The sequence below is a fragment of the Streptomyces sp. NPDC087901 genome (genome assembly GCF_044742205.1).
GTDB lineage: Bacteria > Actinomycetota > Actinomycetes > Streptomycetales > Streptomycetaceae > Streptomyces.
In genome coordinates, this window is the sequence record NZ_JBIUUC010000005.1 from 337,407 (window position 1) to 360,624 (window position 23,218).

Genomic DNA, 23,218 nt, shown 5'->3' on the forward strand with positions numbered 1-23,218 from the left:
GACCTGCGCGTACCACCGAGAGCGAGGAGGAACGGTGTCCGAACCGACCACCGCCGCCGGGGCGCCCGCGTCCGCCCGCCCACCGCAGGCCCAGGAGTCCGGCGCCCTCGGTGTGCGGGTGTCCCTGGCCGGGAACCTCAACCGCCGTCGGCTCGCCCGCGGCTGGAGCCTGCGCGAGCTGTCGGCGGCGACCGGCGTCAGCAAGGGGCTGCTGTCCCAGATAGAGCGGGCCGAAGCCAATCCGACCGTCGACGTGCTGGTCCGGATCGCCGATGTACTGGGCACCAACTGCACGGATCTGCTGCGCCAGCCGCTGCTGGAGCCGGAGATCATCCGTGCCGCCACGCTGGACGAACCCGAGGACGAGACCTCGGTGAACCTGCTGTACTCCGGCCACGAGCAGGCCCGCATGGAGATCTACCGGACCAGGCTGCACCCGCATGCCCAGAGCCAGGTCAGCTCGCACGGCACGGACTCGGTGGAGTACGTGCTCGTGATGTCCGGCCAGGTGACACTGGTGGTGAACGACGTCCCGTACCTCCTGGAGGCTGGGGACACCGCCCGGTTCTCGGCGCAGAGCAGCCACTACTACACCACCGAGGACTCGCCCGCGGTCACACACACGGTCGTCGGCTACCCGCGCGACTGAGCCGTCGCGGCCGGGCCCCGCTCGGCGCACCGTCGATTTTGACTCAACTACCGCTGGATATGCGCCGCCCGACCCCCCTGGCACCCGTGTCTGTGGCACTCTGGTGACGACCGCCCCACCGGGCTCCCCCGTACCGGTGGGGCGGTTCTTCGCGTCAGCACGCCCGATTCGACCGGGATGTGACGTCGAATCACGTCACATTCCGGCCATTGAGGCACTGTGACCTGATCAACTTCCGTTTGTGTGCATGGGAGCTTTCCGACGGGGCAGACGCTTAGACCTCATGGCCTACCACCAGGGGAGCGTGACAAGATGACGGCGCACACCGCGCGGACTGCCCATGCGGAGCGAGCGGAGCGTGCACGGTCGGCACCGGCCGACAGCGGCGCGGCTTCGGCCGCTGTCGCCGAACACGAGGAGTCCACGGGCTCCGCACTGCCGCCCACGGGCTCCGCACTGGCACCCGCGGACCTCGGCGAGCTGCCGTGGATCGAGGACGCGGGCAAGGTCGCACCCACCGACGCGCGGGAACTGTCCCGGGTGTTCTTCGACCGGCTCCAGGTTCTGGAAGAGGGCACGCACGCCCATCAGTACGCACGCAACACGCTCATCGAGATGAACCTCTCCCTCGTCCGGTTCGCCGCCGGCCGGTTCAGGAACCGGGGCAGCGGCGACATGGAGGACATCGTCCAGGTCGGCACCATCGGGCTGATCAAGGCCATCGACCGGTTCGACCTGTCCCGCGAGGTCGAGTTCACCTCCTTCGCGGTCCCGTACATCACCGGTGAGATCAAACGATTCTTCCGCGACACCAGCTGGTCGGTCCATGTCCCGCGCCGACTCCAGGAGTTGCGCGTCGACATCGCCAAGACCAAGGAGGCCCTGGCCACCGAGCTCGACCGGGACCCCACCGTCCCCGAGCTCGCCGAGCAGCTGGGGCTGAGCGAGGGCGAGATCACCGAAGGCATCGTGGCGGCCAACGGCTACACCGCGGGGTCGCTGGACATGCCGGCCGCTCCGGCCGACGCGGGACAGCACAGCGCGGCAGGGCGCACGTTCGCCGATGTGCTGGGCAGCCCGGACCCCGCGATGGAGACGGTGGAGAACCTGCACACGCTGGCTCCGTTGCTCGGGGACCTGGACGAGCGTGAACGCCGCATCATCGACATGCGGTTCGGCCAGGAGATGACGCAGTCACAGATCGGCGCGGAGCTCGGCATCTCGCAGATGCACGTCTCCCGGCTGATCAGCCGGATTCTGCACAAGCTGCGCGACGGCATGTTCGTCGAGGAGTGAGCGGGGCGAGGGGGCTCCCGGCCGAAAGCGGCCGGGAGCCCCCTCGCCATTTCCCGGCACCCGGCACCCGAACATTGCGGCCCGATGAATTCACCATGGGGCCGCGCCCCCCAGGCAACCCGTCGGCCCCTCACCCCGCCGGCCTGCGCGCTCCACCACCGGCGGCGCATCCGGGCAGGTCGAACGGGCCGGAGACGGCGACAGGGCGGTGGGCGTGCCAGGCCTCCCGTCCTTCCGGCAGGCACTCGGGCCGTACGGGGCGCTGTTGACGCCCCCCTGAGCCACTGACACGCTCTCCCGCATGCCCGCGACTACGGTTCTCTTCTCGCGGCGCCACGTCGATCTGGGACGCCTCGCGTCCGCCGCGTGTCGTCGCGGCCATTGCCGCGCCCCGGCGCCGTCGAGCGGCTGACCCGCTCCGGCGCCGACGCGACGACGATTCCCGCGCGCCGGCCACAAGGGGCCCGGACGGTCCGGCTCCGGATCCCGACGACGCCCCGGCCGCTGCCCGGTCCCCCTCCGTACCGAGAACCGCAGAGGACCACCATGAGCCAGCCCGTCGACTCCGTCACCGCAGGCCACACGCCCGAGGACACCGACCGTCAGGAACCCTCGGCCGCCTGGTCCTTCGAGACCAAGCAGATCCACTCGGGCGCCACGCCCGACGCCGCGACCGGCGCCCGCGCGGTGCCGATCTACCAGACGACCTCGTTCGTCTTCCGCGACACCCAGCACGCCGCGGATCTGTTCTCGCTGGCCGAGCCCGGCAATATCTACACCCGGATCCACAACCCCACCCAGGACGTGCTGGAGCAGCGGATCGCCGCCCTGGAAGGCGGAGTCGCCGCGGTGGCGCTCGCCTCCGGGCAGGCGGCCGAAACCCTTGCCCTGCTGACACTGGCCGGCGCGGGCGACCACATCGTCTCGTCCACCTCGCTGTACGGCGGCACGTACAACCTCCTGCGTCACACGCTCCCCCGGTTCGGCATCGAGGTGTCGTTCGTCGACGACCCGGACGACATCGAGGCGTGGACGGCGGCAATCCGGCCGAACACGAAGGCGCTGTTCGCGGAGACGCTGGGCAACCCGCGCGGCGACGTCCTCGACATCCGGGCGGTCGCCGACGCCGCGCACGCCTCCGGGGTACCGCTGATCGTGGACAACACGGTGCCCACCCCGTTCCTGCTGCGTCCGATCGAGCACGGCGCCGATGTCGTCATCCACTCGGCGACGAAGTTCCTCGGCGGCCACGGCACCACGATCGGCGGCGTGGTGGTCGACGGCGGTACGTTCGACTTCGGGGCGCACGCCGAACGGTTCCCGGACTTCAGCTCCCCCGACCCGAGCTATCACGGTCTGCGCTACTGGCTGGACCTCGGGCCCAGCGCCTTCGCGGTCAAACTGCGGGTCCAGCTGCTGCGCGATCTCGGCCCTGCGCTCTCCCCCCACTCCGCGTTCCTGCTGTTGCAGGGGGTGGAGACGTTGAGCCTGCGACTGGAACGGCACACCACGAATGCCCTGGCGCTGGCCGAATGGCTGGAAGGGCGCGACGAGGTGTCGGCCGTCCACTACGCGGGCCTCAGGTCGAGCAAGTGGTACGAGGCGGGGCGCCGTTACCTGCCGCGCGGCGCCGGAGCGGTGCTCGCCTTCGAACTGCGCGACGGGGTGGAGGCGGGGAAGCGGTTCGTGGACGCGGTCGAGCTGTTCAGCCACCTCGCCAACATCGGCGACGTACGGAGCCTGATCATCCATCCGGCTTCGACCACGCACAGCCAGCTGACCGAGGAGCAGCTGGCCGCCACCGGGGCCACCGCCGGGCTGGTCCGCCTCTCCGTCGGGCTGGAGAACGTGGACGATCTCAAGGCGGACCTGGACGCGGGGTTCCGGGCCGCGAAGGCGGCGTCCTGAACCGGACCGCCCCCTCGCTCACACTCCCCCTCCCGCCGGCCACCGGAGGCCGGCGGGAGGGGGATCCGCCCGGCCGCCGCTCCTGGTTCCGGCCCGAGCGGCCGCTGCCCCTGGAGTCCGGCGGCATGCTGCCGGGTGTCCGGCTGGCGTACGAGACATGGGGCCGCCCGGCAGCCGACGGCTCCAACGCCGTGCTGGTGCTGCACGCCCTGACCGGTGACAGCCATGTGGCCGGGGCGGCGGAGCCCGGGCACCCCACGGCGGGCTGGTGGGACGCGCTGGTCGGTCCCGGCCGGGCGCTGGACACCGACCGGTGGTTCGTCGTCGCGCCGAACGTGCTCGGCGGCTGCCAGGGCAGCACCGGTCCGTCCTCCCGGCGACCCGAAGGGGCGCACTGGGGAGGCGACTTCCCGTACCTGACAGTCCGTGACCAGGTCGCCGCCGAGGCGCTGCTGGCCGACGCGCTCGGCATCGGGCGATGGGCGGCCGTGATCGGCGGCTCGATGGGCGGCATGCGCGCTCTCGAATGGGCGGTGGGCCGGCCGGAGCGTACCGGAGCACTACTGGTGCTGGCCGCGCCCGCCGCGGCGTCGGCGGAGCAGATCGCCTGGGGGTCGCTGCAGATCTCCGCGATCCGCTCCGACCCGGGGTGGCGCGGCGGCCACTACCACGACGCGGCCCCGGGCGAGGGACCGCATCGCGGCCTCGGCCTGGCGCGCAGGATCGCCCATGTCACCTACCGCAGCGAGCCTGAGCTCGCCGCCCGGTTCGGCGGTGATCCGCAGCCGGGTGAGCAGCCGTGGCACGGCGGACGGTACCGGGTGGAGTCGTATCTCGACCATCACGCGGCCAAATTGATGCACCGCTTCGACGCGGGCAGCTATGTGACCCTGACCGCGGCGATGAACGGGCACGATGTCGGGCGTGGGCGTGGTGGTGTGCCTCAGGCTCTGCGCCGGGCCGGGATGCCCGCACTCGTCGCCGCGATCGACTCCGACCGGCTCTATCCGCCCGCCCAGCAGGCGGAGCTGGCCGCGCTGTTGCCCGGGGCCGACCGGATCAGGACCGTGGAGTCCCCGCACGGCCACGACGGCTTCCTGATCGAGACGGGTCAGGTGGGAGCGCTCGTACGGGAGTTGCTGCCGGCGGCCCGGCCGGAGCCGGAGCCGGATCGCTGAATCCACCCCTTGCTGTCCCCATCCACTAGCCCCCTGGAGATGTCCATGAGATCCGTTCCGCCGTCCGAGGCCGCCTACGACGGAATGCGGCTGCGTCAGTGGTCGCGAGGCGCCGCACGCTCCGCGGGGATCGAGCGCCGTGATCTGCTCCGGCTGGTCGCTGCGGCTTCGGTGACAGGCCCACTGGCCGGGCTCGCCGCCGCTCCCGCGCACGCGGCGTCCGGGACCGCGTCCGCCGCCCCGGGAATCGTGAAGCCGCTGCCGCCCGAGGTGTTCACGGTGCGCGGCACCAACGCGGAGACGAACTTCGCGGCGCTGCGCGACACCGGGCTGCTCACACCGGCCGACCGCTTCTTCGTGCGCAACCACACCGTCACTCCGCGGATCGACGCGTCCACCTGGCGGCTGAAGATATGGGGCGACGGGCTGAAGGGCCCGGCGGTGGAGTTCACGTACGACGAGCTGCGGGCCCTGCCCTCCGTCACCCGTACCTCGTTCGTCGAGTGCGCGGGCAACGCCCGCAGCTACTACACCACGCAGCAGGGCCAGCAGGTCAGCGGGACCGCCTGGACCCTGGGGGCGATCGGCACGGCCCGCTGGCGCGGGGTGCGGCTGGCCGATGTACTGCACCGCGCGGGCATCACCCGGCACGCGGTCGACGTGCTGCCGCGCGGTCTGGACGACGAGGTGGTCAGCGACGGAATCAATCTCGGACATGTGCGCAGGCCGCTGCCGGTGGCCAAGGCGCTGGACGACGTCCTGCTCGCGTACGAGATGAACGGCGAACCGCTGCCTCCCGACCACGGCTATCCGGTGCGGCTGATCGTGCCGTCCTGGATCGGGATCGCGAACATCAAGTGGATCGGCGACATCGAGGTGAGCGCACAGCCGCTGGTCTCCCCGTGGAACACCGGTCTCTACCGGCTCTTCGGCCCCGGCTACCCGGCGGAGGGCAGCGCACCGCTGACCCGCCAGACGCTGAAGAGCGCCTTCGAGCTGACGCCCGGCGCGACGTTCCCGGCCCGCCGGCGCCAGGTTCTGACGGGGCGGTCGTGGTCGGGCGGGGCGCCCGTGCGTACGGTCGAGGTCAGCACCGACGGGGGCGTGCGGTGGCGGCGTGCACAGCTGCGCGACGAGCCGCGGAGCGGGAGCTGGGTGCGCTGGTCGGCCGACTGGCTGCCGAAGGATCGTGGACCGGCCGTCCTGCTGGCGCGGGCGACGGACCGCTCGGGCCGCACCCAGCCGGAGACCGCCGTCCACAACACACAGGGCTACCTGTTCGACGCGGTGGTCCGGCACGAGGTACAGGTCGTCTGACGGTACGGCAGGGCCCGGGTGCCGGAGCGGCAGTCCGCTCCGGCACCGACGGGAGGACGGGGGTCAGGCACCGTCCTTCTCGGCGGGCCGGCCGGCGTAGTAGGTGGCGATCATGTCCTCGTCGCCGTGCCCCGCCGCTTCGGCGCGCTCGAAGCGGGCGGCCGATGCCTCGGTCAGGTCCAGCCGGACACCGGAGCGTTCGGCGGCGTCGAGAATGAGACGGGTGTCCTTGAGGGCCGTGGACACGGCGAAGCTCGGGGTGAGGTCCCCGGACAGGACCGCGGCGGACTTGCCGTGCAGATAGGCGGAGTCGAGCGGCCCGCCCTTCATGACGTCGAGGAACGACTGCGGGTCTACGCCCAGTCCCTCGGCGAGGTTGAGGCATTCCGCGACGCCGCCCACCATGTTGATCACCCAGGTGTTGACCACGAGCTTGAGCCGCGAGGCGGCTCCCGGTTCCTCCGCCACCCAGACGGTGCGCTGGCCGATCGCATCGAGCACGGGTCCGGTCACCGCACGTGCGGCGGAGGGCCCGGAGACGAAGACGGTCAGCGTGCCCTGCTCCGCGGGCTGCCTGGTGCCGGAGACCGGGGCATCGAGGTAGACGAGGCCGAGGTCCGCGGCGCGTTGCGCCAGGTCCGCGGTGGCCTCCGGCCCGACGGTGGAGCTCTGCAGAAGGACCTGGCCGCGGTGCACCCCGTCGGACGCGGCGGTGAGCGCTGCGGCGACGGCGGTGCTGTCGTTGAGCACGGTGAGCACGACGTCCGCCCCGCGCACGGCTTCGGCCGCGGTGTCCGCGACCGTGGCACCGTCGGCGGCGAGCGGGACCGCCCTGGCGTGCGTGCGGTTCCAGACGCGGACTTCGAGCCCGGCCCGCAGCAGGCTTCGGGCCATCCCCGAACCCATGATTCCGGTGCCGAGCACGGCGACGACCGGCCGCTCCGGTACTGCCTCGGCTTCTGAGGTCATGAGGGCCTTTCCCTTCGTCGGCCGCGCAGAATCCGTCTCGCGGCGCTTCGTGTGCTCAGGATTGCCGCAGCGCGCCGTCGAGAACGGCAGCGTGCACGGCCCTGGCGAGTCGTGCGCCCCAGAGCGAGCGGGGCCCCGCGAACGGCTCGCCCGCGGTTGCATCCGGGGCGGGGGCGGCGATGCAGACGGAGTCGGTCGGAGTGCCGGAGCAGTCGAGTCCGGCGTCCAGGAGCGCCTGCACCTTGGCTTCGGTGGCGGTGGCGACGGCGTTGACGAGTGCGGCGTCCGACAGGGGAACGGGAAGCGTGACGACGATGTTGACCGTCCCCGGCAAGGGCGGCCCCTCGGTGCCTTCGGCGGGAACCGCCGCCCAGCCGCGCACCCCGAGGCCGCAGGTGGCGGTCGCGGTGACGTCCTCTTCGGCGGCGACGGTGTACGCGGTGACGTCGGCGGCCGTCATCAGTCCTGCGCCGGGACCGCTGAGCCGTTCGGCGGCGGCGATCTCGGCAAGGTGCCGGTCGGGGTCCATGCGCGGATAGCCGCCGGGTACCTGGGCGTTGAGGATCCAGTCACGCGGGCCGATGCCGCCGCCGAGTACGGCGCTGCTGCACACCCGCCACCCGGGCCCCAGCCGCCACACGAGATGGTGCAGCTCCTGACCGTCCTCGCGCCGGGCCAGCAGCTCACCGCGCTGTTCGGGCAGCCGGATGCGTACGGAACGGATGGGGTACCCCCGGTGGTGCGGCTGGACGGCGGTCGGCGTGGGACCCGTCGATCATAGGCGCCGGGGCAGGGCTCCCCAGGGGGCGCCCTGCCCGTTGCCGCGGGTCCGTTGCCGCGGGGGTCAGGCTTCGCCGCGGGCCATGGCGATCAGCCGGTCCAGTACGGCGGCGTCGGCCCGGACGCCGTCGTGGGCGTAGGCGTCGGTGACCCAGGTACGCAGTCCGCGTACGGCGTCGGCGGTGGTCAGGGCATGCTCCCGGTCCACGTACATGTCGTCGTGGTAGACGGCGGCGACGACGGGGACCTCGTTGGCGGCGAGCCGGTCCAGGTCGTAGAGGGCCGGCCAGTCGGTACGGGAGGCGAGCGCCTCGGCGGCGCCGCGCAGCGGAACGAGCGCGGGGTCCTCCTCGAACTGCCAGGGGTAGACCATCTCGCCGGTGAACCGGAGAGGGCCACCGGCTGTGGCGTCGAACGCGGGGGACTCCTGGCGGATCCGGTGGGCGGACCAGTCGGTGGGGCGGCCTCCCTGGGCGTAGATCGGCTCGTGGAGCGCGGCGTACAGAGGACGTTCGGCGAAGGACACGGCAGCGTCGACGCCCCGCAGGAAGGTGTCGGTGAGAGCCGGTCCGTCGGCTCCGTCGGTGAAGGCCGTCTCCAGGAGGTAGTGCAGCGAGTCGAACTTGGCCGCGGTGCCGAACGTGATGCCGAGGGTCTGGAAGCGGCGCACGGTGAGGCGTTCACCGGTCGGCATGCGGACGTCGTGCGTGTCGAGGTGTGCGGCGACGGCGTCGGCGAGTGCCTGGTCGCCGGGGTAGCGCGTGAAGTAGCGCTCGTTGTGGGCGAGGGTGCGGGCGTAGGCGGCGCGGTAGACGTCGTCGGCGTGACCGGTCAGGGTCGGCAGCCCGCCGGTGATGTAGGCCTGGGTGAGACCTTCGGGGGCGAGGCTGAGATAGGTGAGGGTGGTGAAGCCGCCGAAGCTCTGTCCGAGGACGCTCCACGGCTGTTCGCCCTGGAGGTGGCGGCGCAGGAGTTCCGCGTCGCGGACGATGGAGTCGGCGCGGAAGTGCGCGAGGTGACCGGCGACGGCCCGGTGATCCGTTCCGAAGCGGGCCAGGGTGACCCGGTCGGCCGGGGTGGAGCGGCCGGTCCCGCGCTGGTCCAGCAGGACGACCCGGTGGTCGGCGAGGGCGCGGCGCAGCCAGGCGCCGGAGGCGTTGGGGCGCTCGGCGCGGCCGCCGGGGCCGCCCTGGAGCCAGAGAAGCCGGGGCAGGTCCTCGTGCTCGCGGCCCTCGGTGACGACCTCGCGGGCGAACAGGCCGATGGCGGGGCCGTCCGGGGTGTGGTGGTCGAGCGGCACGTCGAGGGTGTGGTCGGTGCAGACCAGGCCGCCGTGGCGGTAGGAGACGGGGGCGGGGGTGGACATGGTGCTCCTCTTACGTCGCGCAACTCGCGTCGGCGGAACGGTTTCACGGGTGGCGGCCGGGCCCGCACCGGGGTGGTGCGGGCCCGGCAGCCGGGGGGTTGCGCAGGCCCGGCCACGGGGGCCGCGGGCGACTGTCGGGGTTGCCGGGTCAGTAGCCGGCGACGCCCAGGTCGCGGCAGATCTCGACGAGCTCGGGGTGCACATAGCGCCCGTTCTCCTCGATCGCGACGCCGTCCAGGTAGATGGACGGGCCGAGGACGCTGCCGTCGGTGTGGGCGGCGGCGACCCACGGCTCGCCGCCGATCCAGGCACCCTTGGTGCCTATGCCGAGCTCCACGCAGCCGAAGACGCGCTCGTCCTCGACGATGCGGCCGGTCGGGGCGAGGACGCCGGGGTTGAAGCCGAGCGACCAGTGCGCGACGCGGAACATGTTCGGGTCGTCGAAGGACTCCATCCAGCGCCGGAAGGTGTCCGCGTCGGCGCCGCCCTCGATCTTGGTGACGACGCCCTTCTCGACGGTGCAGCGGACCGGGGAGCGCAGCAGACCGATCTCGTCCGGCGGCCACAGGGCGCCGTCGAAGACGAGTACGCCGTCCTGGGTCTCTTCGAGGGGGTTCCACGAGATCTGGCCGGAGAGCATCACGGTCTCACCGGGCTTCTCGGCGGGCTTGCCGCGCAGGTTGATCGGCCGGTCGCCGTTGCGGCCGACCAGGTCGGTGCCGTTGGCAGAGGTGATCCGGACCTCGTCGGCGGCCTCCAGGAGGGCGACCAGCGCCTTGCCGAGGCGTATGACGCCCTGGAAGTCGGGGCGGCCGACGGTGGCGACCAGCATCTGGACGTCCATCGCGGTCAGGTTGGTGTAGCGGCAGCCGTTGGCCATGGCGGCGCGGAAGGCGTTGGAGTGCATCAGGTACGAGACTGCGAACTCGATCCATACGTCGGCGTCGGCGATGGCTCCGGCCACGGGCCGGGGCGGCTCCATCGAGGCGCCGGGCAGCGTCTCGTACCAGACGACCACGGGGTGGGCGCCGGCGGCGGCGACGGCCTGGGCGGTGGCCTCGATGACGCGACGGTCGCTGCTGGTGTCGCCGGTGAGGACGACGTGCTCGCCGCGCTTGACGAGCATGACCTCCTCGACGAGCTTGCGGGCGGCCAGAGCGAGTTCGAAGCTGAGGTACTCGGGACGCGGTTCGAGCCTGCTGTACATGTCCACGGGGGGTTCTCCTTGCCATGCGGGTGGTGCTGAGTGGTGCGGTGGTACGGAATGTGGTTCAGGTGGTGGCCGACCGTCAGGCCTTGAGGATCTGGGCCGAGTCGCCGAGCGAGCTGCCCGCGATCAGTCCGGCACCGACCAGGTTGAGTTCCTCGTCGGCGGCGGGGCCCCGCAGCTTCCGGTAGCCGACCCGGACGACGAGGGCGCCGAGGACCAGCCAGCAGGCCTGCGGGGTGAGGATGAGCAGACCGGTGGCGAGCATGACGCCCATCTGCCGGCGAGTGCCGCCCAGCAGTTGGATGGCGGCGCCGGGGATGGCCCAGAGGAGCATGGTGCGTACCGCGTCCGGGTCGCCGAGTCCGCTCTTGATGGTGTCGGCGTACACCTTGGCGACGGGCGGGATGAGGCCCTGTCCGAAGTAGGAGCGCCAGGCGAGGGCGACGACGACGAGGGCGACGGCGAATCCGATGAGGGCGGCCAGGAACTGCTGCCGGCGGCCCTCGCGCTCGAAGGGGTCCCAGGGGCGGTGCTCGCGTCGCAGCAGCCAGCCGGCCTTGAGGTCGTAGCCCATGTCGGCGAAGGCGGGTCCGGTGGCGGAGACGTACCCGACGAGCAGGGCGAGCGGCACGGACGGGATGCCGATGGCGAGGCCCAGGATGAGGAAGATCAGAGTGACGGCGAAGGATGGGAACCAGCCGGACTGCATGGCGGCGAGGCCGACGATCAGTTCGTGGACCAGGGCCGCGAAGGCGGCGAACAGCACCCAGCCGACGATGCCGAGCGGGCTCATGTCGCCGATCAGCCCGCCGAGGACGGCGAGGACGACGGCGCCCCCGGTGAACAGCGCGTAGCCGCGGATCAGGGAGAGGCGCAGGGCACGCTCGTCGACGGTGTAGGCGGTGCTCGGGTCCGTGTCCCGGACGGTCGCGACGCTCGAAGCCTCCGCGGCGGCCTCTTTCCGCTTGCGTTCGCGTCGGCCTATGAGCAGGTGGACGGCCTGGCCGAGGGCCACGATTCCGGCGCCGACCATGACGCCGTGCGGGATGTAGCCGACGCCGAGATCGGTGTGGAGGACGTCGGGGCTGTACTGGCGCAGCATCAGACCGATGCCGAACATCATCAGCGCCCACACATTGCCGAGGAAGGCCACACCGGCCGCGGAGAGCGGCAGGCTGAAGAGGGTTCCGGCGAGTCCGACCGCGGTTCCGCCGGCCAGGACCAGGGCACGGCGTCCTCCCCGGTCGCCGGCCTTGATGGTCTCCGCAGCGGCGGTGCCGGGCGGCCAGGCGGCGTCGGCGGGCAGCAGCCGGGAGCCGAAGGCCCGGTAGAGCACCCAGGCGTCCACGACGAGGCCGATGAAGGCACCCGCGAGCATCGGCCAGACCAGGTCCTTGCGGCCGAAGACGTACGGCACGGCGACGGATGTCAGCAGAGCGTTCGCCGAGGCGAAGGTCGCGGCGGAGATGGCGCTCTGGGCGAGGTTCTGCCGGTGCACGGAGCGCATCCGGCGCAGGAAACCGAGTGGTATGCGTCCGATCAGCATGGCGACGAGTGCGCCGACCACGGAGGTGTTGGCGGAGATGCCCAGCTTCGAGACCAGGTCGATGCCGATGACGGCTCCGACGGCGGAGAGCACCACCAGGATGACCAGCAGGACGGGTTCCATCACCCTCGGGTGCGAGCGGGTCTCGTCGGGGCCTGGCGGCGGCGGGGCAGGGTGCGGCGCGGAGACGTGGTGCGCCATGAGGCACCCCCTTCGGTGAGCAGGGCTGGGGAGGTCGGTGGCCCCGGCGGGATACCCGGCGGGGCGGGGCCCGGGGCAGGCCGGCGGCGCGGGGCGGCCGCGGTGGGGCGGAAAGTGCGAGGCGCGGGCTCAGCCGCCGAGGGCGGCGGTGATCTCCGCCGCTCCGGCGCGTACCTGCGTCACAAGGGTTTCGGCGGCCCGGTCCACACGGTGGGAAGGGCCGATGACCGTGAGGGAGGCGGGGACTCCGTCTCCCTGGAAGACGGGGACGGACACCGCAGTCACGGCTTCGTCGTACTCGCCGTGGCTGATGCAGTACCCGTCGGCACGGACCTGTGCGTAGCAGGCGAGCAGTGCGTCCAGGTCCGTGATGGTGCGGTCGTTGAAGCGCGTCAGTCCGGTGGCGCCGAACATCTGCCGGATCTCGCGTTCGGGGTGGTACGCGAAGAGGGTGTGCCCGGACGCTCCGGCGTGACCGGGCATGACCGCGCCGATGATCGCCGTGTAGCGGACGGGTCCGGTGCCGTCGACGGCGGCCTCGCAGCGGTAGCTGCCGCCGTGCGGGACGTTGAGGACGACGCTCTCGCCGGTCTCGCGGAGCAGCCGGGCGAGTATCGGCCGGGAGATCGAGGACAGCACTCCGCTGTGCTCGCTGACCCGGGCCAGCCGGGAGAGGGCTGGACCCGGGCGGTAGCGACGGCTGTTGTCGTCGCAGAGCAGGAAGCCGCGCGCGCTCAGTGTGGTGAGCAGGCGCTGGACGACGGCCTTGTCCCAGCCGTGGTGACGGGCCAGTTCGCTGACGCCCCACTCGGGCCGCTGCTCGGTGAAGGTGAGCAGCACGAGCAGAGCCCGGTCCACGGTCTGCAGCACGCCCGGGGCCTGCTGTCCGGCCGGTGCCGGGTTGGTGGTGTCCGTGCCGTGCTCAGCCATGGGGCCGGGCCTCCTTCGTCCACATCGTTCCGTCTGCCGGTTCTGTCTGTCGGCGCCGGTCTGCCGGCCTGTCGAGCCGGCCTGTCGATCTGCCGGCCTGCCGATCTGCCGGTGCGGAAATCGCAACGCCGTTGCGATTTCTGGCGAAAGGATGCGGCTGCGCCCAGCGGGTGTCAAGGGTTTCCCGGAAATTCGCCCCGGCGGCGGGAACCGCCTGTTCAGGGGCGGTTACGGGCGGGTGCGCGGAGCCCCGTGGGCATGTCACGCAATTCGGCGCCGGCGGCCTCCTCCCGGGAGCGGGGCCGGGAGGCGCCCCGCGGCCCCGTTCACCCGATTGGCCTAGTAGGCCCGTCGGCCCCTCACCGGCATCGCACGGGGCCTGCACCGACGTGGGGCGGGTGCGGCACCCGGCGTCCGACGGCCGGGCGGTTGCAGCGTCCATCCGGGTGAGGCGCGATGGAATCCGGACGCGCCTCCCCTGCTGGACCCACCCACAGGACGCGCCCGGGCGAGGAGGAATCGGTTATGGGAGCCGCTGACGGTTTCACGGATTCCGGAGAGCTCGACGGCCTGACGGTGTACGACACCGAGGGCGAGAAGATCGGCAACGTGGGGCGGGTGTATGTCGACGACAACACCGGCCGGCCGGACTGGATCACGGTGAAGACCGGTCTGTTCGGTATGAAGGAGAGTTTCGTGCCCCTCGCCGGAGCCCGTCGCGTGGGCTCCGACCTGCACATCTCGCATCCGAAGGACCGGGTCAAGGAAGCCCCCCGTGTGGACGCGGACGCCCATCTCTCCGTCTCCGAGGAGGAGGAGCTCTACCGGCACTACGGCCTGAGCCGGAACGCCAAGGCCAATATCGCCGACCGTGCCGGGGCCGGCGGCACCGCGAGCGCCGACGCACCCACGACGACCGGGACGGGCACCATGGGCGCGGCCGGAGCCGGCGCGGCAGCCGGGGCCGGGGCCGGGGCCGGGGCCATGGGCGCCGCGGGCACGGGGCGCACGACCGACCGGACCACATCGGCCGGCATGGCGGGCGCGGGCACGGGGACCGGCAGGCACCGCGACACCGAGACCTCGGGCACGTCCCGTCCGCTGGTCGGAGCCGGGGCGGGCACCGAACGCTCCGCCGCCGACCTCGGCGGCAAGGAAGAACTGATCCGCTCCGAGGAACAGCTCCATATCGGCACCGAGGAGTACGAGAGCGGCAAGGCCCGCCTGCACAAGTACGTCGTCACCGAGAACGTCACCCGTACCGTGCCCGTGTCGCACGAAGAGGTGCGCGTGGTCCGGGAACCGCTCCGGCCGGGCGACAAGACCGGCCGGGCCGACATCAACGAGCAGGACGTGGAGGTCACCCTGCACGCCGAACGCGCCACGATGCGCAAGGAGACCGTGCCGGTCGAGCGGGTGCGGATGGAAACGAAGAAGGTGACCGAACAGAAGGAAGTCTCCGCCGAACTGCGCAAGGAACAGATCGACTACGCGGACGGCGCCACCAAGAGTGGCAAGGACATGGGTGGCAAGGACATGGGCGGTGAATCCGGTCAGGGGCGGCGCCGCTGACCCCCCGCGCACCGCTCCGCACGGCCGTACCGCACCAGCGAGGGGCGGGCCCCGCACGAGGGTCCGCCCCTTGCGTTCCACGGCACGAGCACCCGGGCCACCGCAGAGAGCCGGACGTCGGACCCGCTCCGGAGTCAGGCCCGCTGAAGCCCGCTGAGGCCTGCTGAAGCCCGCTGAGGCCTGCTGTGAAGTCAGGCCCGTTGTCGAGTCAGGCCCGCTCCGGACGAAAGCGGACCGAGGGCCGCCCCTGTGGTCCGTCCGGTGTCACGACGGCGGACACCCGGTAGACATCGGCGATGAGGCCCTCGGTGATCACCTCCGCCGGGCTGCCGCCCGCGACCACCCGTCCCTCGTTCATCACCACGATCCGATCACAGAACATCGCGGCCAGATTGAGGTCGTGCAGGGCGACGACGGCGGTCAGCGGCAACGACGTGACCAGGGACAGCAGTTCCAGCTGGTGCTGGATGTCCAGATGGTTGGTCGGTTCGTCCAGCAGCAGTTCACGCGGCTGCTGGGCCAGCGCGCGGGCGATCTGGACGCGCTGGCGCTCCCCGCCGGAGAGTGTGTGCCAGGACTGGTAGCGGCGTCCGGCGAGGCCGGTCCGCTCCAGCGCCTCACGGACCGCCGTCTCGTCCGCAGCCCCCGGCGCCGACCAGGCACGGCGGTGCGGGATGCGGCCCAGGCGTACGACGTCCACGACGCTCAGCTCGACCTGCGTGACGGCGTGCTGGTCGACCACCGCGACCCGTCTGGCCACGGTGCGGCGCCCGACGGCGGCCAGCGGATCGTCGTCGAGGGTGACCACGCCGGCGTCCGGGGCCAGGACTCCGGCCAGGATCCGCAGCAGGGTGGACTTCCCGGAACCGTTCGGACCGATCAGCCCGATGGTGGCGCCGGGCGGCGGGGCGAGCGAGACACCGTCCAGGATGAGCCGGCCGCCCGCCTCCCTGCTGACCCGGTCGGCCCGCAGGCCGCCGGGGGTGGCCGGAGTCATGGGGCCCGCCGGGTGCGGTAGAGGACCAGCACGAAGGCTGGTACCCCGATCAGGGCGGTGACGACTCCCACCGGAACCTCCTGCGGGTCGAGGACGGTCCGGGCGAGGGTGTCGACCCAGACGAGGAAGACGGCCCCGGCGAGCGCGGTGACCGGCAGCAGCCTGCGGTGCCCGGAACCGGTGAGCGCACGGGCCGCGTGCGGCAGCACCAGTCCGACGAACCCGATGGCACCGGCCGAGCTCACGAGTGCGGCGGTCAGCAGCGCGGTCGTGCACAACAGGACGATCCTGGTACGGCCGACGTGGACGCCGAGGGTGGCCGCCGCGTCCTGACCGAAGGCGAAGGCGTCGAGCGTACGGGCGTGGCCGAGGCAGATCAGCAGCGTCACGGCGAGCACGGCGGAGCAGATCCACACATCGCTCCAGCCGACGCCCCCGAGTGAGCCCAGCAGCCAGAACAGCACCCCGCGGGTCTGCTCGGCGTCGGCGGCGGTCATCACGACGAAGGAGGTGAGCGCGGAGAATAGCTGCATGGCCGCGACCCCGGACAGCACGACACGGTCGGTGCTGCCGCCGAGGGTGTGGCTGAGCAGCATGACGAGGGCGAAGGAGCAGAGCGCCCCGATGAACGCCCCGGCCGACAGGGAGACCGCTCCCCCGCCGACGCCGAGAACGACGACGACGACCGCGCCGGTCGAGGCCCCGGAGGAGACTCCGAGGACGAACGGGTCGGCGAGCGGGTTGCGCAGCAGCGACTGCATGACGGTTCCGCAGACCGCGAGCCCCGCGCCGCAGACGGCGGCGAGCAGGGTGCGCGGCATACGCAGGTTCCAGATGATGCCGTCGCGGATGGGGCTGAGCCGCGACTCACCGGCACCGAGGTGGGAGGCGACCGTGGCCCAGACGTCGGCGACGGAGATCCGGGCCGGGCCGATGGTGACGGCGACGGCGACGGACAGGACGAGCAGCAGGAGCCCGCCGGCCCACAGGAGTCCGCCCCGGACACCCCAGAAGCCCCTGAGGCCCCGGACACCCCTGAGGTCAGGCCGGGCGTGCACACTCGCGTCCTCGCGCGGTGCCGCCGCCTGTTCGGTGTCCGTCACCCCGCGAGCCCGAAGGTACGCAGGCCGGCGGCCACGCGCTCCACACCCTCGACGGTCCGGATGGTCGGGTTCATGGCCTGGCCGCTGAGCAGCACGTAACGCTTGTGCCGGACGGCGTCCATGTTCTTCGTGGCGGGGTTGGACTCCAGGAAGGCGATCTTCTTCGCGGCGCTCTCGGCGGTCTGCGACTTGCGCGTCAGGTCGCCGATGACCAGCACGTCCGGGTTGCGGTCGGCGACGGTCTCCCAGTTGATCTGGGGCCATTCCTCGTGGGTGTCGTCGAAGGCGTTCTCCGCGCCGATCTCCCGGGTGATGATTCCGGGTGCTCCGCAGCAGCCGGCCAGGTAGGGGGCCTCGGAGTTGGCGAACCAGTACATCAGGGAGGCGCCGGAGGCGTCGATCCCTCCGGTCGCCTTGCGCACCCGGGCACGCAGCTCCGCAACGAGTTTCTCGCCGCGCTCCGGAACGCCGAACACCTTGGCCAGGTCCCGCACTTCGCCGTAGACGCTGTCCATGGTCAGGGCGCCGGTGCGGACACCGTCACCGTCCTTGCTGTTGTCCTTGGCGGTGCAGTCGGCGGGCGAGACGTAGGTGGGGACACCGAGCTTCTCGAACTGCTCCCGTGGGGCGACACCGCCCTTGGCGAGCGTCGACTCGAAGGATGCGCTGACGAAGTCGGGCTCCTGATCCAGGACCTTCTCCGACGAAGGCCGGTTGTCGGAGATCCTCGGAATGCCTGCGTTGGCCTTCTCCAAGCCCTTCAACACCGGGTCGGTCCAGGTGGCGGTGGCGGCGAGCCGGTCGGCGAGGCCGAGCGAGAGCAGGATCTCGGCCGATCCCTGGTCGACCGGCACGGCACGCTTCGGGGCGGCGTCCACGGTGACGGTCCGTCCGCAGTTCTTCAGGGTCACCGGATAGCCGTCGGCTCCCTGGACCTTGGCGGCGGTACTGTCCTTGCCGCCGCCGCAGGCGGTCAGCAGGATCAGGGCAGCAGTGAGCAGGGCAGCGGTGCGGGCGGGGCCAGCTATGGGCGGCACGAAGTACCTCGGCGTCTCTGGGCCCATGCGCGGGGCCCGGTGTACGGAGTTCCGCGATCCGGTCCCGGACCGCGGGTGCCAGCAGGTCTTCGGACTCGGGTTCACGCGGACGGGACGCCTTCCCGGGAAACCGTGGGTCTCCCAGTGGCTGTGGCCCCGCCCGTCCCCCTCACCGCTGCGCGTCAGTTCCGGATTCGCACCGGATTCCCTGACCCCTACGTGGAGTTCGACTGGCTCTCGGCACGCTACCACGAGCCTCTGCGCAGCTCAGCGGCGGTGCGCCCGGGTACGAGCGGTGGGGCGGACGGGGCGTCGGGGCGGTGCGGCGTGCCGCGCACCGCCCCGACGCCCGACTGCCCGGACGACACCCGAGCGCCCCTACGGCGCCCGAGCGTCCGGACGAGGCCCGGGCGTCCGGACGGCCTCGCTCCGGTCACGCCTTGCGGTGAACCGATTCGCCACCGTGCGTGCGCGCCCTCTCGCCCCACCGTGAGAGCAGCGCTGCGGTCCCCCAGAATCCCAGCAGGACGACGCGGACGCCCAGGCACCGGACCGCTTCCGCCGCCCTGTGCGGCAGCGCTGCGGCTCCCTGCTGCGGTGTGCCCGTCATCGCGCGCCCCCGGCAGGTTCCCGGTCCGCGGCAGTGTGCCAGGAGGCGCCCGGGTCGTCGTACGCGTCCGTGTAACGGGCTCCCGCGATGGGCCAGTCGGCGAGCAGTTCACCGGGCAGCGCGAAGGACTCGGCGAGTTCCGGCAGATGACCGCTCACGACGGCGATGAGCTGCTCGGTGACATCGGTCAGTCCCTCGACCTGACCGGCGGTCAGGTGGCCGGCGGCCAGCAGATCCCCGCTGTTGCGCGCGACCCAGCGCAGCGCGAACAGCCGGGCCAGTTCGCCCAGCCGCTCGCGGGCCTCGCCGCCGGGCAGAGCCGTGAGCGCGTGCTCGTACGCGTGGGCCGCCTGCCGGTACGCATGGGCCTCGACCCCCCGCAGAGCGGTCCCGGATGCCGCGTTCCAGCGCTCCAGCGGGTCGCCGTGCGGTACCCGCGCCATCCGTGCGGCCGCCCGGGCGAACCAGATGCGCTCCACCTGGTCCAGAAGCCGGCCGAGGAAGCGCAGGTCGGTGAGGTCGCCGCCCGGCGGAGCGGCCGCCGGCCCTTCGTCCGGGTCCCGTGCGGCCTCGAAGAGCAGGCCGGCGGCCGCCCTGGAGTGGATGGCCAGGTTGTCGCCCTCGGCGGTGATGGCGCCCTCGACGCCGGTGACGAGTTCGCTCATCCCGTTGTTCTCCAGCAGCCCCTGGGCTCCGCACCTCTCCCGGCATTCGACGATGACGGACCGGGCCTGCCACGTGATCCACCCCTTGGCCACGTCGACCAGCCGCTCGGCCTCCTCCCGGCCCGCCGGCGGTCCTGCCGCCGCCGCCTCCCAGCGGTCGAGGACCCGCCGGTGCAGCAGGCTCATCGCGAAGACGGTGGCCATGGCCTCGGCGAGCGGCCCGTGGTGGCTGCGGTGCGCGATCACCGGGACGGGCGGCGAAGGGCGGCCACCCGAGACGAAACGGTGGCCGCCGTAGCGGACGGCGACGGCCAGCGTGGCGCGTGCGGACCCCACCGCGCTGGCGCTCATGCAGATCCGGCCCGCGGTGACCCGTCCGATCGACGCGAGAAAGCGGCGCCTTCGCCCCTCGGTGTCGCTGCGGAACACCCCGTCCTCGCCGACCCGCCCCTGCACGCCGCCGAGCAGCGCCCCTCGCCCTACGAGGACCTGGTCGAAGGAGGTCAGACAGTGGTCGACGGGACTGCCCATCCGTGCGGGAAGCCGGCGCACCCGCACCCCTGGCAGGGCCCGGGACGCGTCGGTGAGCGGCACCAGCAGCAGGAAGACTCCGTGATCGGCACCCCCGACGATCAGCCGGGCGGCGACGAGCCCCGACTTGGGGCCGCCGGCCGGACTGGTGTTGGGCATGAACTTCTGTGCACCGGCGTGCGGGGTGTGGAGCACGAACCCGTCCCGGGCGGGGTCGTAGGTGGCGGTGGTCTCGACGGCGGCGGCGTCGTTGCCGTGCGCCACCTCCGTACAGAGGAACGTGCCGATCCGTCGCAGCCGGAGGAAGTCCGACAGATCGCGGGTGCTGTCGGCGTCGTGGTCCAGAAGGCTGCCGAGGAAAAGGTTGTAGTGAATGCCCGCAACGGTGGTGAGGGCCGGGTCCACAGGGGCGAGCCATTCGTGCATGGCGGCCAGGGCTCGCGGATCGGAGGCCGGCCTGGCGGCGCTGTCCAGCGCGCTGTTGAGCGTGCGCAGCCGTGCGTGGGCGAGGGCGAGCCTCTCGTCGGGGGTAGGACCGGGAGGCGGCCAGAGGGGCAGGCGGAACGGTTCTGTGGTGACGAGCCGGCGCCAGAAGCCGTGCTCGCGGCGGGCGTCCGGACCGAGGAGCGCTGTGCTGAGCAGGTCGGCGACCGGCCCGGTTCCGGCTCCCGAGGGGCCAGCGTTGTCGAAAATAGTGGTCATAAAAGAACAAACGATCAGGAAACGTCCAGGACACCCCCACAGCCGGGGTCCGAGACAGCTCGCCCCTGCCCGGCGGGGCCCGGAGGACACCGTACCGGCCGCCATCCGTCACCTGTATGCAGCAACCCACCGCGCTGTGCGGGCGGCCAGGACATCCCCTTGGGTCATGGAACGGGACCCCGGTCAGTCGGCCGCACCGGACGAGCACGCCGAACTGGAAGCCCTTCGGGTACGGGTGGCCCAGCTGGAGGCCCGTGCCCCGGCCCGGCACGGGCTGCGGCTCCGTTCGTTCTTCGCGGTCCTGCTGATCCTGGTGGCGGCCGTACTGACACCGCTCAGCATCGTGTCGAGCTGGGCGAGCGACGTCGCCGGGGACACGGACCGCTATGTGGCGATGATGGATCCGCTGGCCTCCGACCCCGACGTGCAGGCGGCGGTGACCGACCGCGTCACCGCCGCCGTCATGACCCACCTGGACATCGACGCGCTGCTGGCGGACGTGGCCCCCGCCGACCGGCCGGTCGTCGACAAGGCCCTCGAGAAGCTCGGCGGCCCGCTGACCACGGGTGTCACGAACTTCGTGCACGGAACCGTCGAGAAGTTCGTGACCAGCGACGCCTTCGAGCGGCTGTGGAGTGACCTCAACCGGCAGGCGCACGTCTCCGTCGTGAAGGCGCTGACGGGTGAGGGCGGCGGCGCGGTGAAGCTGACCGACGACACCGTCACCCTGGACCTCGCCCCGGTCATCGACCGGGTGAAGCAGCGCCTCGTCGACCGCGGTCTGACGGTCGCCGAGAAGATCCCGGAGATCCACACCAACTTCACGGTCCTGACCTCCGACTCGGTCGGCAAGGCCAAGCAGGCGTTCCGGGCGCTCGAACTCCTCGGATTCTGGCTTCCCGTGTTCACGCTGGTGGTGGCAGCGGGCGGGGTACTGCTCGCGGTGCGCCGGCGACGGGCCCTGGTCACCGCCGCACTCGCCGTAGCTGCGGGTGCCGCCCTGCTCGGGCTCGGCCTGTGGGCGGGGCGCGCTTTCTATCTCGACAGTCTTCCCTCCGACTTCTCGCAGCCGGCCGCGGGTGCGGTCTTCGACGCGCTGGCGGGATATCTGCGCGCCGGGGTCCGGCTGGTGGTGACCGTCGGTGCGGTGGTGGCGCTCGCGGCCTGGCTCACCGGCAGTGGCCGGGCCGCGACCCGGGTCATGGCGATGTGGAGCGGCGGCATCGGGGCCGTACGGGACGCGGCCGGCTTCACGGGCGGTCGGGTCGGCAGGTGGGTGCACCGGGCCAGGCGGCCGCTGAACTGGACCGTGGTCGTGGTGGCCGTCGCGGTGCTTGTGGCGTGGGACCGGCCGACCGGCCTGGTCACGGTGTGGATCGCGCTGTGTGCCCTGTTCGCCCTGGTCGTCGTCGAGTTCCTCGACGACGACAGCACTCCGCACCTGGCGGAGCCGGGTAACGGGCGGGTGGCGGGCGGTTCCTGAGGCTGTCCCGCAGTTCCTGGTGAAATCGGCGCACGTCGTCGGCTGCGTGCGTCGCAGGGCGGAGGAGCGTCCCCCTGCTCAGCGCCTCTTGCTCGTGAGGGCCGATGCCACGGGCGCGGTGGGCGGGCTGCGCAGGGCGCGCGCGTGGATCATCGCCGAGACCGGAGCGACCAGGAGGTTCGCCGCGTGGCAGGGCCACCGTCCCCGTGGGGGTGACGGTGGCACCTGTCGTGCTTCACATCCGGCCGAGCGCCGCGCCGAGTTCCGCCGCACCGGGCGGGTTGGCGCCGGCCCGGGAGACGGTCACCGCCGCCGAGGCGGCCGCGTGCCGCAGGACGTCGGTCACGGTGGCCCGGTCCAGCGACCGCAGCCTTTCCCGGCCGTGCGGCCCGAGCAGTCCGTGGGCGGCGAGCGCGTGCAGCGTGCCGGACATGAAGGCGTCCCCCGCCCCCACGGTGTCGACGACCTCGGTGGTCAGCGCCTCGACACTCACCCGGCCGCCGGGCAGGACCGCGAAGGCCCCGTCACCGCCCCGGGTGACGAGGACGACGGCCGGGCCGCCGGCCAGCCACCGCTCGGCCACCTTCACCGGGTCCTGGCCCGGATACAGCCATTCCAGGTCCTCGTCACTGGCCTTCACCACATCGCTGAGCGCCACGCAGAGCTCGACCTTGCGTACTGCGGCCTCGTGGTCCCCCATCAGCTCCGGCCGCACGTTGGGGTCATAGCTGACGGTCGCGGCGGCCCGCAGCGACTCGACGGCGGCTAGGACGGAGGCCGCACCGGGTTCGGTGACCGCCGCGATCGACCCGGTGTGGACGTGTGCGGGCGGCCGGTCCAGGGAGACCGGGCCGAGTGTCCAGGTGATCTCGAAGGTGTACGCGGCCTGACCCGCACCGTCCAGCGTCACGGCGGCGGACGGGGTGGGGGCGGTGGAGCCGTCCGTGCGGACGTCGACCCCGGCTCCGGCCAGGTGGTCACGGATCAGCTGCCCGTTCGTGTCCGGCCCGAGCTGGGTGAGCAGGGTCGCATCGTGTCCGAGCCTGGCCAGGCCGTACGCGACGTTGGCCGGGCTGCCGCCCGGGTGAATTCGGTCGGCCGCACCCGGCAGCCGGACGATGTCGGCGACGCATTCGCCGATGACCAGCAGATCGAGTCTGTCGAGCAT

Annotated in this window: 20 protein-coding genes and 1 riboswitch; of the genes, 8 read left to right on the forward strand and 12 right to left on the reverse strand. The window is 72.2% G+C overall.

The annotated features are described in order from the left end of the window. Window positions 1-34: 34 nt before the first annotated feature. From ACIOEW_RS18710 to ACIOEW_RS18735, 6 genes are all read left to right on the forward strand, one after another. Complete coding sequence (locus tag ACIOEW_RS18710; RefSeq protein ID WP_401964710.1) at window positions 35-649, forward strand: helix-turn-helix domain-containing protein; 615 nt, start codon at window positions 35-37, stop codon at window positions 647-649. Between the two features lie 312 nt (window positions 650-961). Continuing rightward, entirely contained in the window at window positions 962-1,945 is a 984-nt protein-coding gene (locus ACIOEW_RS18715) for an RNA polymerase sigma factor SigF (RefSeq protein ID WP_401964712.1), read from the forward strand. A 301-nt stretch (window positions 1,946-2,246) separates the two neighbouring features. After that, window positions 2,247-2,357, forward strand: a complete 111-nt coding sequence (locus tag ACIOEW_RS18720; protein WP_362555611.1) for a putative leader peptide — start codon at window positions 2,247-2,249, stop codon at window positions 2,355-2,357. A gap of 134 nt (window positions 2,358-2,491) precedes the next feature. Then, window positions 2,492-3,853: a bifunctional o-acetylhomoserine/o-acetylserine sulfhydrylase gene (locus ACIOEW_RS18725; RefSeq protein ID WP_401964713.1), complete on the forward strand. Its 1,362-nt coding sequence runs from the start codon at window positions 2,492-2,494 to the stop codon at window positions 3,851-3,853. After that, the gene (locus ACIOEW_RS18730; RefSeq protein WP_401964970.1) at window positions 3,850-5,031 is read left to right on the forward strand and encodes a homoserine O-acetyltransferase; all 1,182 of its coding nucleotides are present in this window, start codon (window positions 3,850-3,852) and stop codon (window positions 5,029-5,031) included. Before ACIOEW_RS18725 ends, ACIOEW_RS18730 begins: the two co-directional genes overlap by 4 nt. Before the next feature lie 45 nt (window positions 5,032-5,076). Then, window positions 5,077-6,348, forward strand: coding sequence for a sulfite oxidase (locus tag ACIOEW_RS18735; protein WP_401964715.1), 1,272 nt, complete (start codon window positions 5,077-5,079; stop codon window positions 6,346-6,348). Window positions 6,349-6,411: 63 nt separating this feature from the next. On the opposite strand, the gene ACIOEW_RS18740 is transcribed toward ACIOEW_RS18735, so the two are convergent. The 6 genes from ACIOEW_RS18740 to ACIOEW_RS18765 all read right to left on the reverse strand — a co-directional run bounded on the left by ACIOEW_RS18740 (window position 6,412) and on the right by ACIOEW_RS18765 (window position 13,350). After that, a complete protein-coding gene (locus ACIOEW_RS18740) occupies window positions 6,412-7,317 on the reverse strand; it encodes an NAD(P)-dependent oxidoreductase (RefSeq protein ID WP_401964716.1) in 906 nt (301 codons plus the stop codon). Window positions 7,318-7,372: 55 nt separating this feature from the next. Further along, entirely contained in the window at window positions 7,373-8,026 is a 654-nt protein-coding gene (locus tag ACIOEW_RS18745; protein ID WP_401964971.1) for an adenosylcobinamide amidohydrolase, read from the reverse strand. A 135-nt stretch (window positions 8,027-8,161) separates the two neighbouring features. Further along, complete coding sequence (locus tag ACIOEW_RS18750) at window positions 8,162-9,463, reverse strand: alpha/beta fold hydrolase (RefSeq protein ID WP_401964717.1); 1,302 nt, start codon at window positions 9,461-9,463, stop codon at window positions 8,162-8,164. A 148-nt stretch (window positions 9,464-9,611) separates the two neighbouring features. After that, the gene (locus tag ACIOEW_RS18755; protein WP_350989825.1) at window positions 9,612-10,670 is read right to left on the reverse strand and encodes a hypothetical protein; all 1,059 of its coding nucleotides are present in this window, start codon (window positions 10,668-10,670) and stop codon (window positions 9,612-9,614) included. A gap of 82 nt (window positions 10,671-10,752) precedes the next feature. Then, the gene (locus tag ACIOEW_RS18760) at window positions 10,753-12,420 is read right to left on the reverse strand and encodes an OPT/YSL family transporter (protein ID WP_401964718.1); all 1,668 of its coding nucleotides are present in this window, start codon (window positions 12,418-12,420) and stop codon (window positions 10,753-10,755) included. Between the two features lie 129 nt (window positions 12,421-12,549). Then, window positions 12,550-13,350 (reverse strand): IclR family transcriptional regulator, encoded by an 801-nt coding sequence (locus tag ACIOEW_RS18765; protein ID WP_362555623.1) that lies wholly within the window; start codon window positions 13,348-13,350, stop codon window positions 12,550-12,552. 525 nt (window positions 13,351-13,875) lie between these two features. On the opposite strand from ACIOEW_RS18765, the gene ACIOEW_RS18770 reads away from it, so the two are divergent. Further along, window positions 13,876-14,922: a PRC and DUF2382 domain-containing protein gene (locus ACIOEW_RS18770; RefSeq protein ID WP_401964720.1), complete on the forward strand. Its 1,047-nt coding sequence runs from the start codon at window positions 13,876-13,878 to the stop codon at window positions 14,920-14,922. Between the two features lie 208 nt (window positions 14,923-15,130). Here ACIOEW_RS18770 and ACIOEW_RS18775 read toward each other — a convergent pair whose 3' ends face one another. The 5 genes from ACIOEW_RS18775 to ACIOEW_RS18795 form a co-directional block, all read right to left on the reverse strand. After that, window positions 15,131-15,919, reverse strand: coding sequence for an ABC transporter ATP-binding protein (locus tag ACIOEW_RS18775; RefSeq protein ID WP_401964722.1), 789 nt, complete (start codon window positions 15,917-15,919; stop codon window positions 15,131-15,133). Then, window positions 15,916-16,977: a FecCD family ABC transporter permease gene (locus ACIOEW_RS18780; RefSeq protein ID WP_401964972.1), complete on the reverse strand. Its 1,062-nt coding sequence runs from the start codon at window positions 16,975-16,977 to the stop codon at window positions 15,916-15,918. The genes ACIOEW_RS18775 and ACIOEW_RS18780 overlap by 4 nt, the downstream gene beginning before the upstream one ends. A 41-nt stretch (window positions 16,978-17,018) precedes the next feature. Beyond that, complete coding sequence (locus ACIOEW_RS18785) at window positions 17,019-18,059, reverse strand: ABC transporter substrate-binding protein (RefSeq protein ID WP_401964723.1); 1,041 nt, start codon at window positions 18,057-18,059, stop codon at window positions 17,019-17,021. A 62-nt stretch (window positions 18,060-18,121) separates the two neighbouring features. Beyond that, window positions 18,122-18,309: riboswitch (cobalamin riboswitch) on the reverse strand. Window positions 18,310-18,492: 183 nt separating this feature from the next. After that, window positions 18,493-18,669, reverse strand: coding sequence for a hypothetical protein (locus ACIOEW_RS18790; protein ID WP_401964725.1), 177 nt, complete (start codon window positions 18,667-18,669; stop codon window positions 18,493-18,495). Then, window positions 18,666-20,567, reverse strand: a complete 1,902-nt coding sequence (locus ACIOEW_RS18795; protein ID WP_401964726.1) for an acyl-CoA dehydrogenase — start codon at window positions 20,565-20,567, stop codon at window positions 18,666-18,668. The genes ACIOEW_RS18790 and ACIOEW_RS18795 overlap by 4 nt, the downstream gene beginning before the upstream one ends. A 166-nt stretch (window positions 20,568-20,733) precedes the next feature. On the opposite strand from ACIOEW_RS18795, the gene ACIOEW_RS18800 reads away from it, so the two are divergent. Further along, window positions 20,734-22,050, forward strand: a complete 1,317-nt coding sequence (locus ACIOEW_RS18800; protein WP_401964727.1) for a hypothetical protein — start codon at window positions 20,734-20,736, stop codon at window positions 22,048-22,050. A gap of 235 nt (window positions 22,051-22,285) precedes the next feature. Here ACIOEW_RS18800 and ACIOEW_RS18805 read toward each other — a convergent pair whose 3' ends face one another. Next, the gene (locus ACIOEW_RS18805; protein WP_401964728.1) at window positions 22,286-23,218 is read right to left on the reverse strand and encodes a carbohydrate kinase; all 933 of its coding nucleotides are present in this window, start codon (window positions 23,216-23,218) and stop codon (window positions 22,286-22,288) included.

Coding starts and splice junctions, on each gene's coding strand:
- ACIOEW_RS18740 (WP_401964716.1), bottom strand. CDS start 7,317: ATGACCTCAGAAGCCGAGGCAGTACCGGAGCGGCCGGTCGTCGCCGTG.
- ACIOEW_RS18770 (WP_401964720.1), top strand. CDS start 13,876: ATGGGAGCCGCTGACGGTTTCACGGATTCCGGAGAGCTCGACGGCCTG.
- ACIOEW_RS18715 (WP_401964712.1), top strand. CDS start 962: ATGACGGCGCACACCGCGCGGACTGCCCATGCGGAGCGAGCGGAGCGT.
- ACIOEW_RS18735 (WP_401964715.1), top strand. CDS start 5,077: ATGAGATCCGTTCCGCCGTCCGAGGCCGCCTACGACGGAATGCGGCTG.
- ACIOEW_RS18765 (WP_362555623.1), bottom strand. CDS start 13,350: ATGGCTGAGCACGGCACGGACACCACCAACCCGGCACCGGCCGGACAG.
- ACIOEW_RS18805 (WP_401964728.1), bottom strand. CDS start 23,218: ATGCTCGACAGACTCGATCTGCTGGTCATCGGCGAATGCGTCGCCGAC.
- ACIOEW_RS18725 (WP_401964713.1), top strand. CDS start 2,492: ATGAGCCAGCCCGTCGACTCCGTCACCGCAGGCCACACGCCCGAGGAC.
- ACIOEW_RS18760 (WP_401964718.1), bottom strand. CDS start 12,420: ATGGCGCACCACGTCTCCGCGCCGCACCCTGCCCCGCCGCCGCCAGGC.
- ACIOEW_RS18800 (WP_401964727.1), top strand. CDS start 20,734: ATGGAACGGGACCCCGGTCAGTCGGCCGCACCGGACGAGCACGCCGAA.
- ACIOEW_RS18750 (WP_401964717.1), bottom strand. CDS start 9,463: ATGTCCACCCCCGCCCCCGTCTCCTACCGCCACGGCGGCCTGGTCTGC.
- ACIOEW_RS18795 (WP_401964726.1), bottom strand. CDS start 20,567: ATGACCACTATTTTCGACAACGCTGGCCCCTCGGGAGCCGGAACCGGG.
- ACIOEW_RS18755 (WP_350989825.1), bottom strand. CDS start 10,670: ATGTACAGCAGGCTCGAACCGCGTCCCGAGTACCTCAGCTTCGAACTC.
- ACIOEW_RS18790 (WP_401964725.1), bottom strand. CDS start 18,669: ATGACGGGCACACCGCAGCAGGGAGCCGCAGCGCTGCCGCACAGGGCG.
- ACIOEW_RS18720 (WP_362555611.1), top strand. CDS start 2,247: ATGCCCGCGACTACGGTTCTCTTCTCGCGGCGCCACGTCGATCTGGGA.
- ACIOEW_RS18775 (WP_401964722.1), bottom strand. CDS start 15,919: ATGACTCCGGCCACCCCCGGCGGCCTGCGGGCCGACCGGGTCAGCAGG.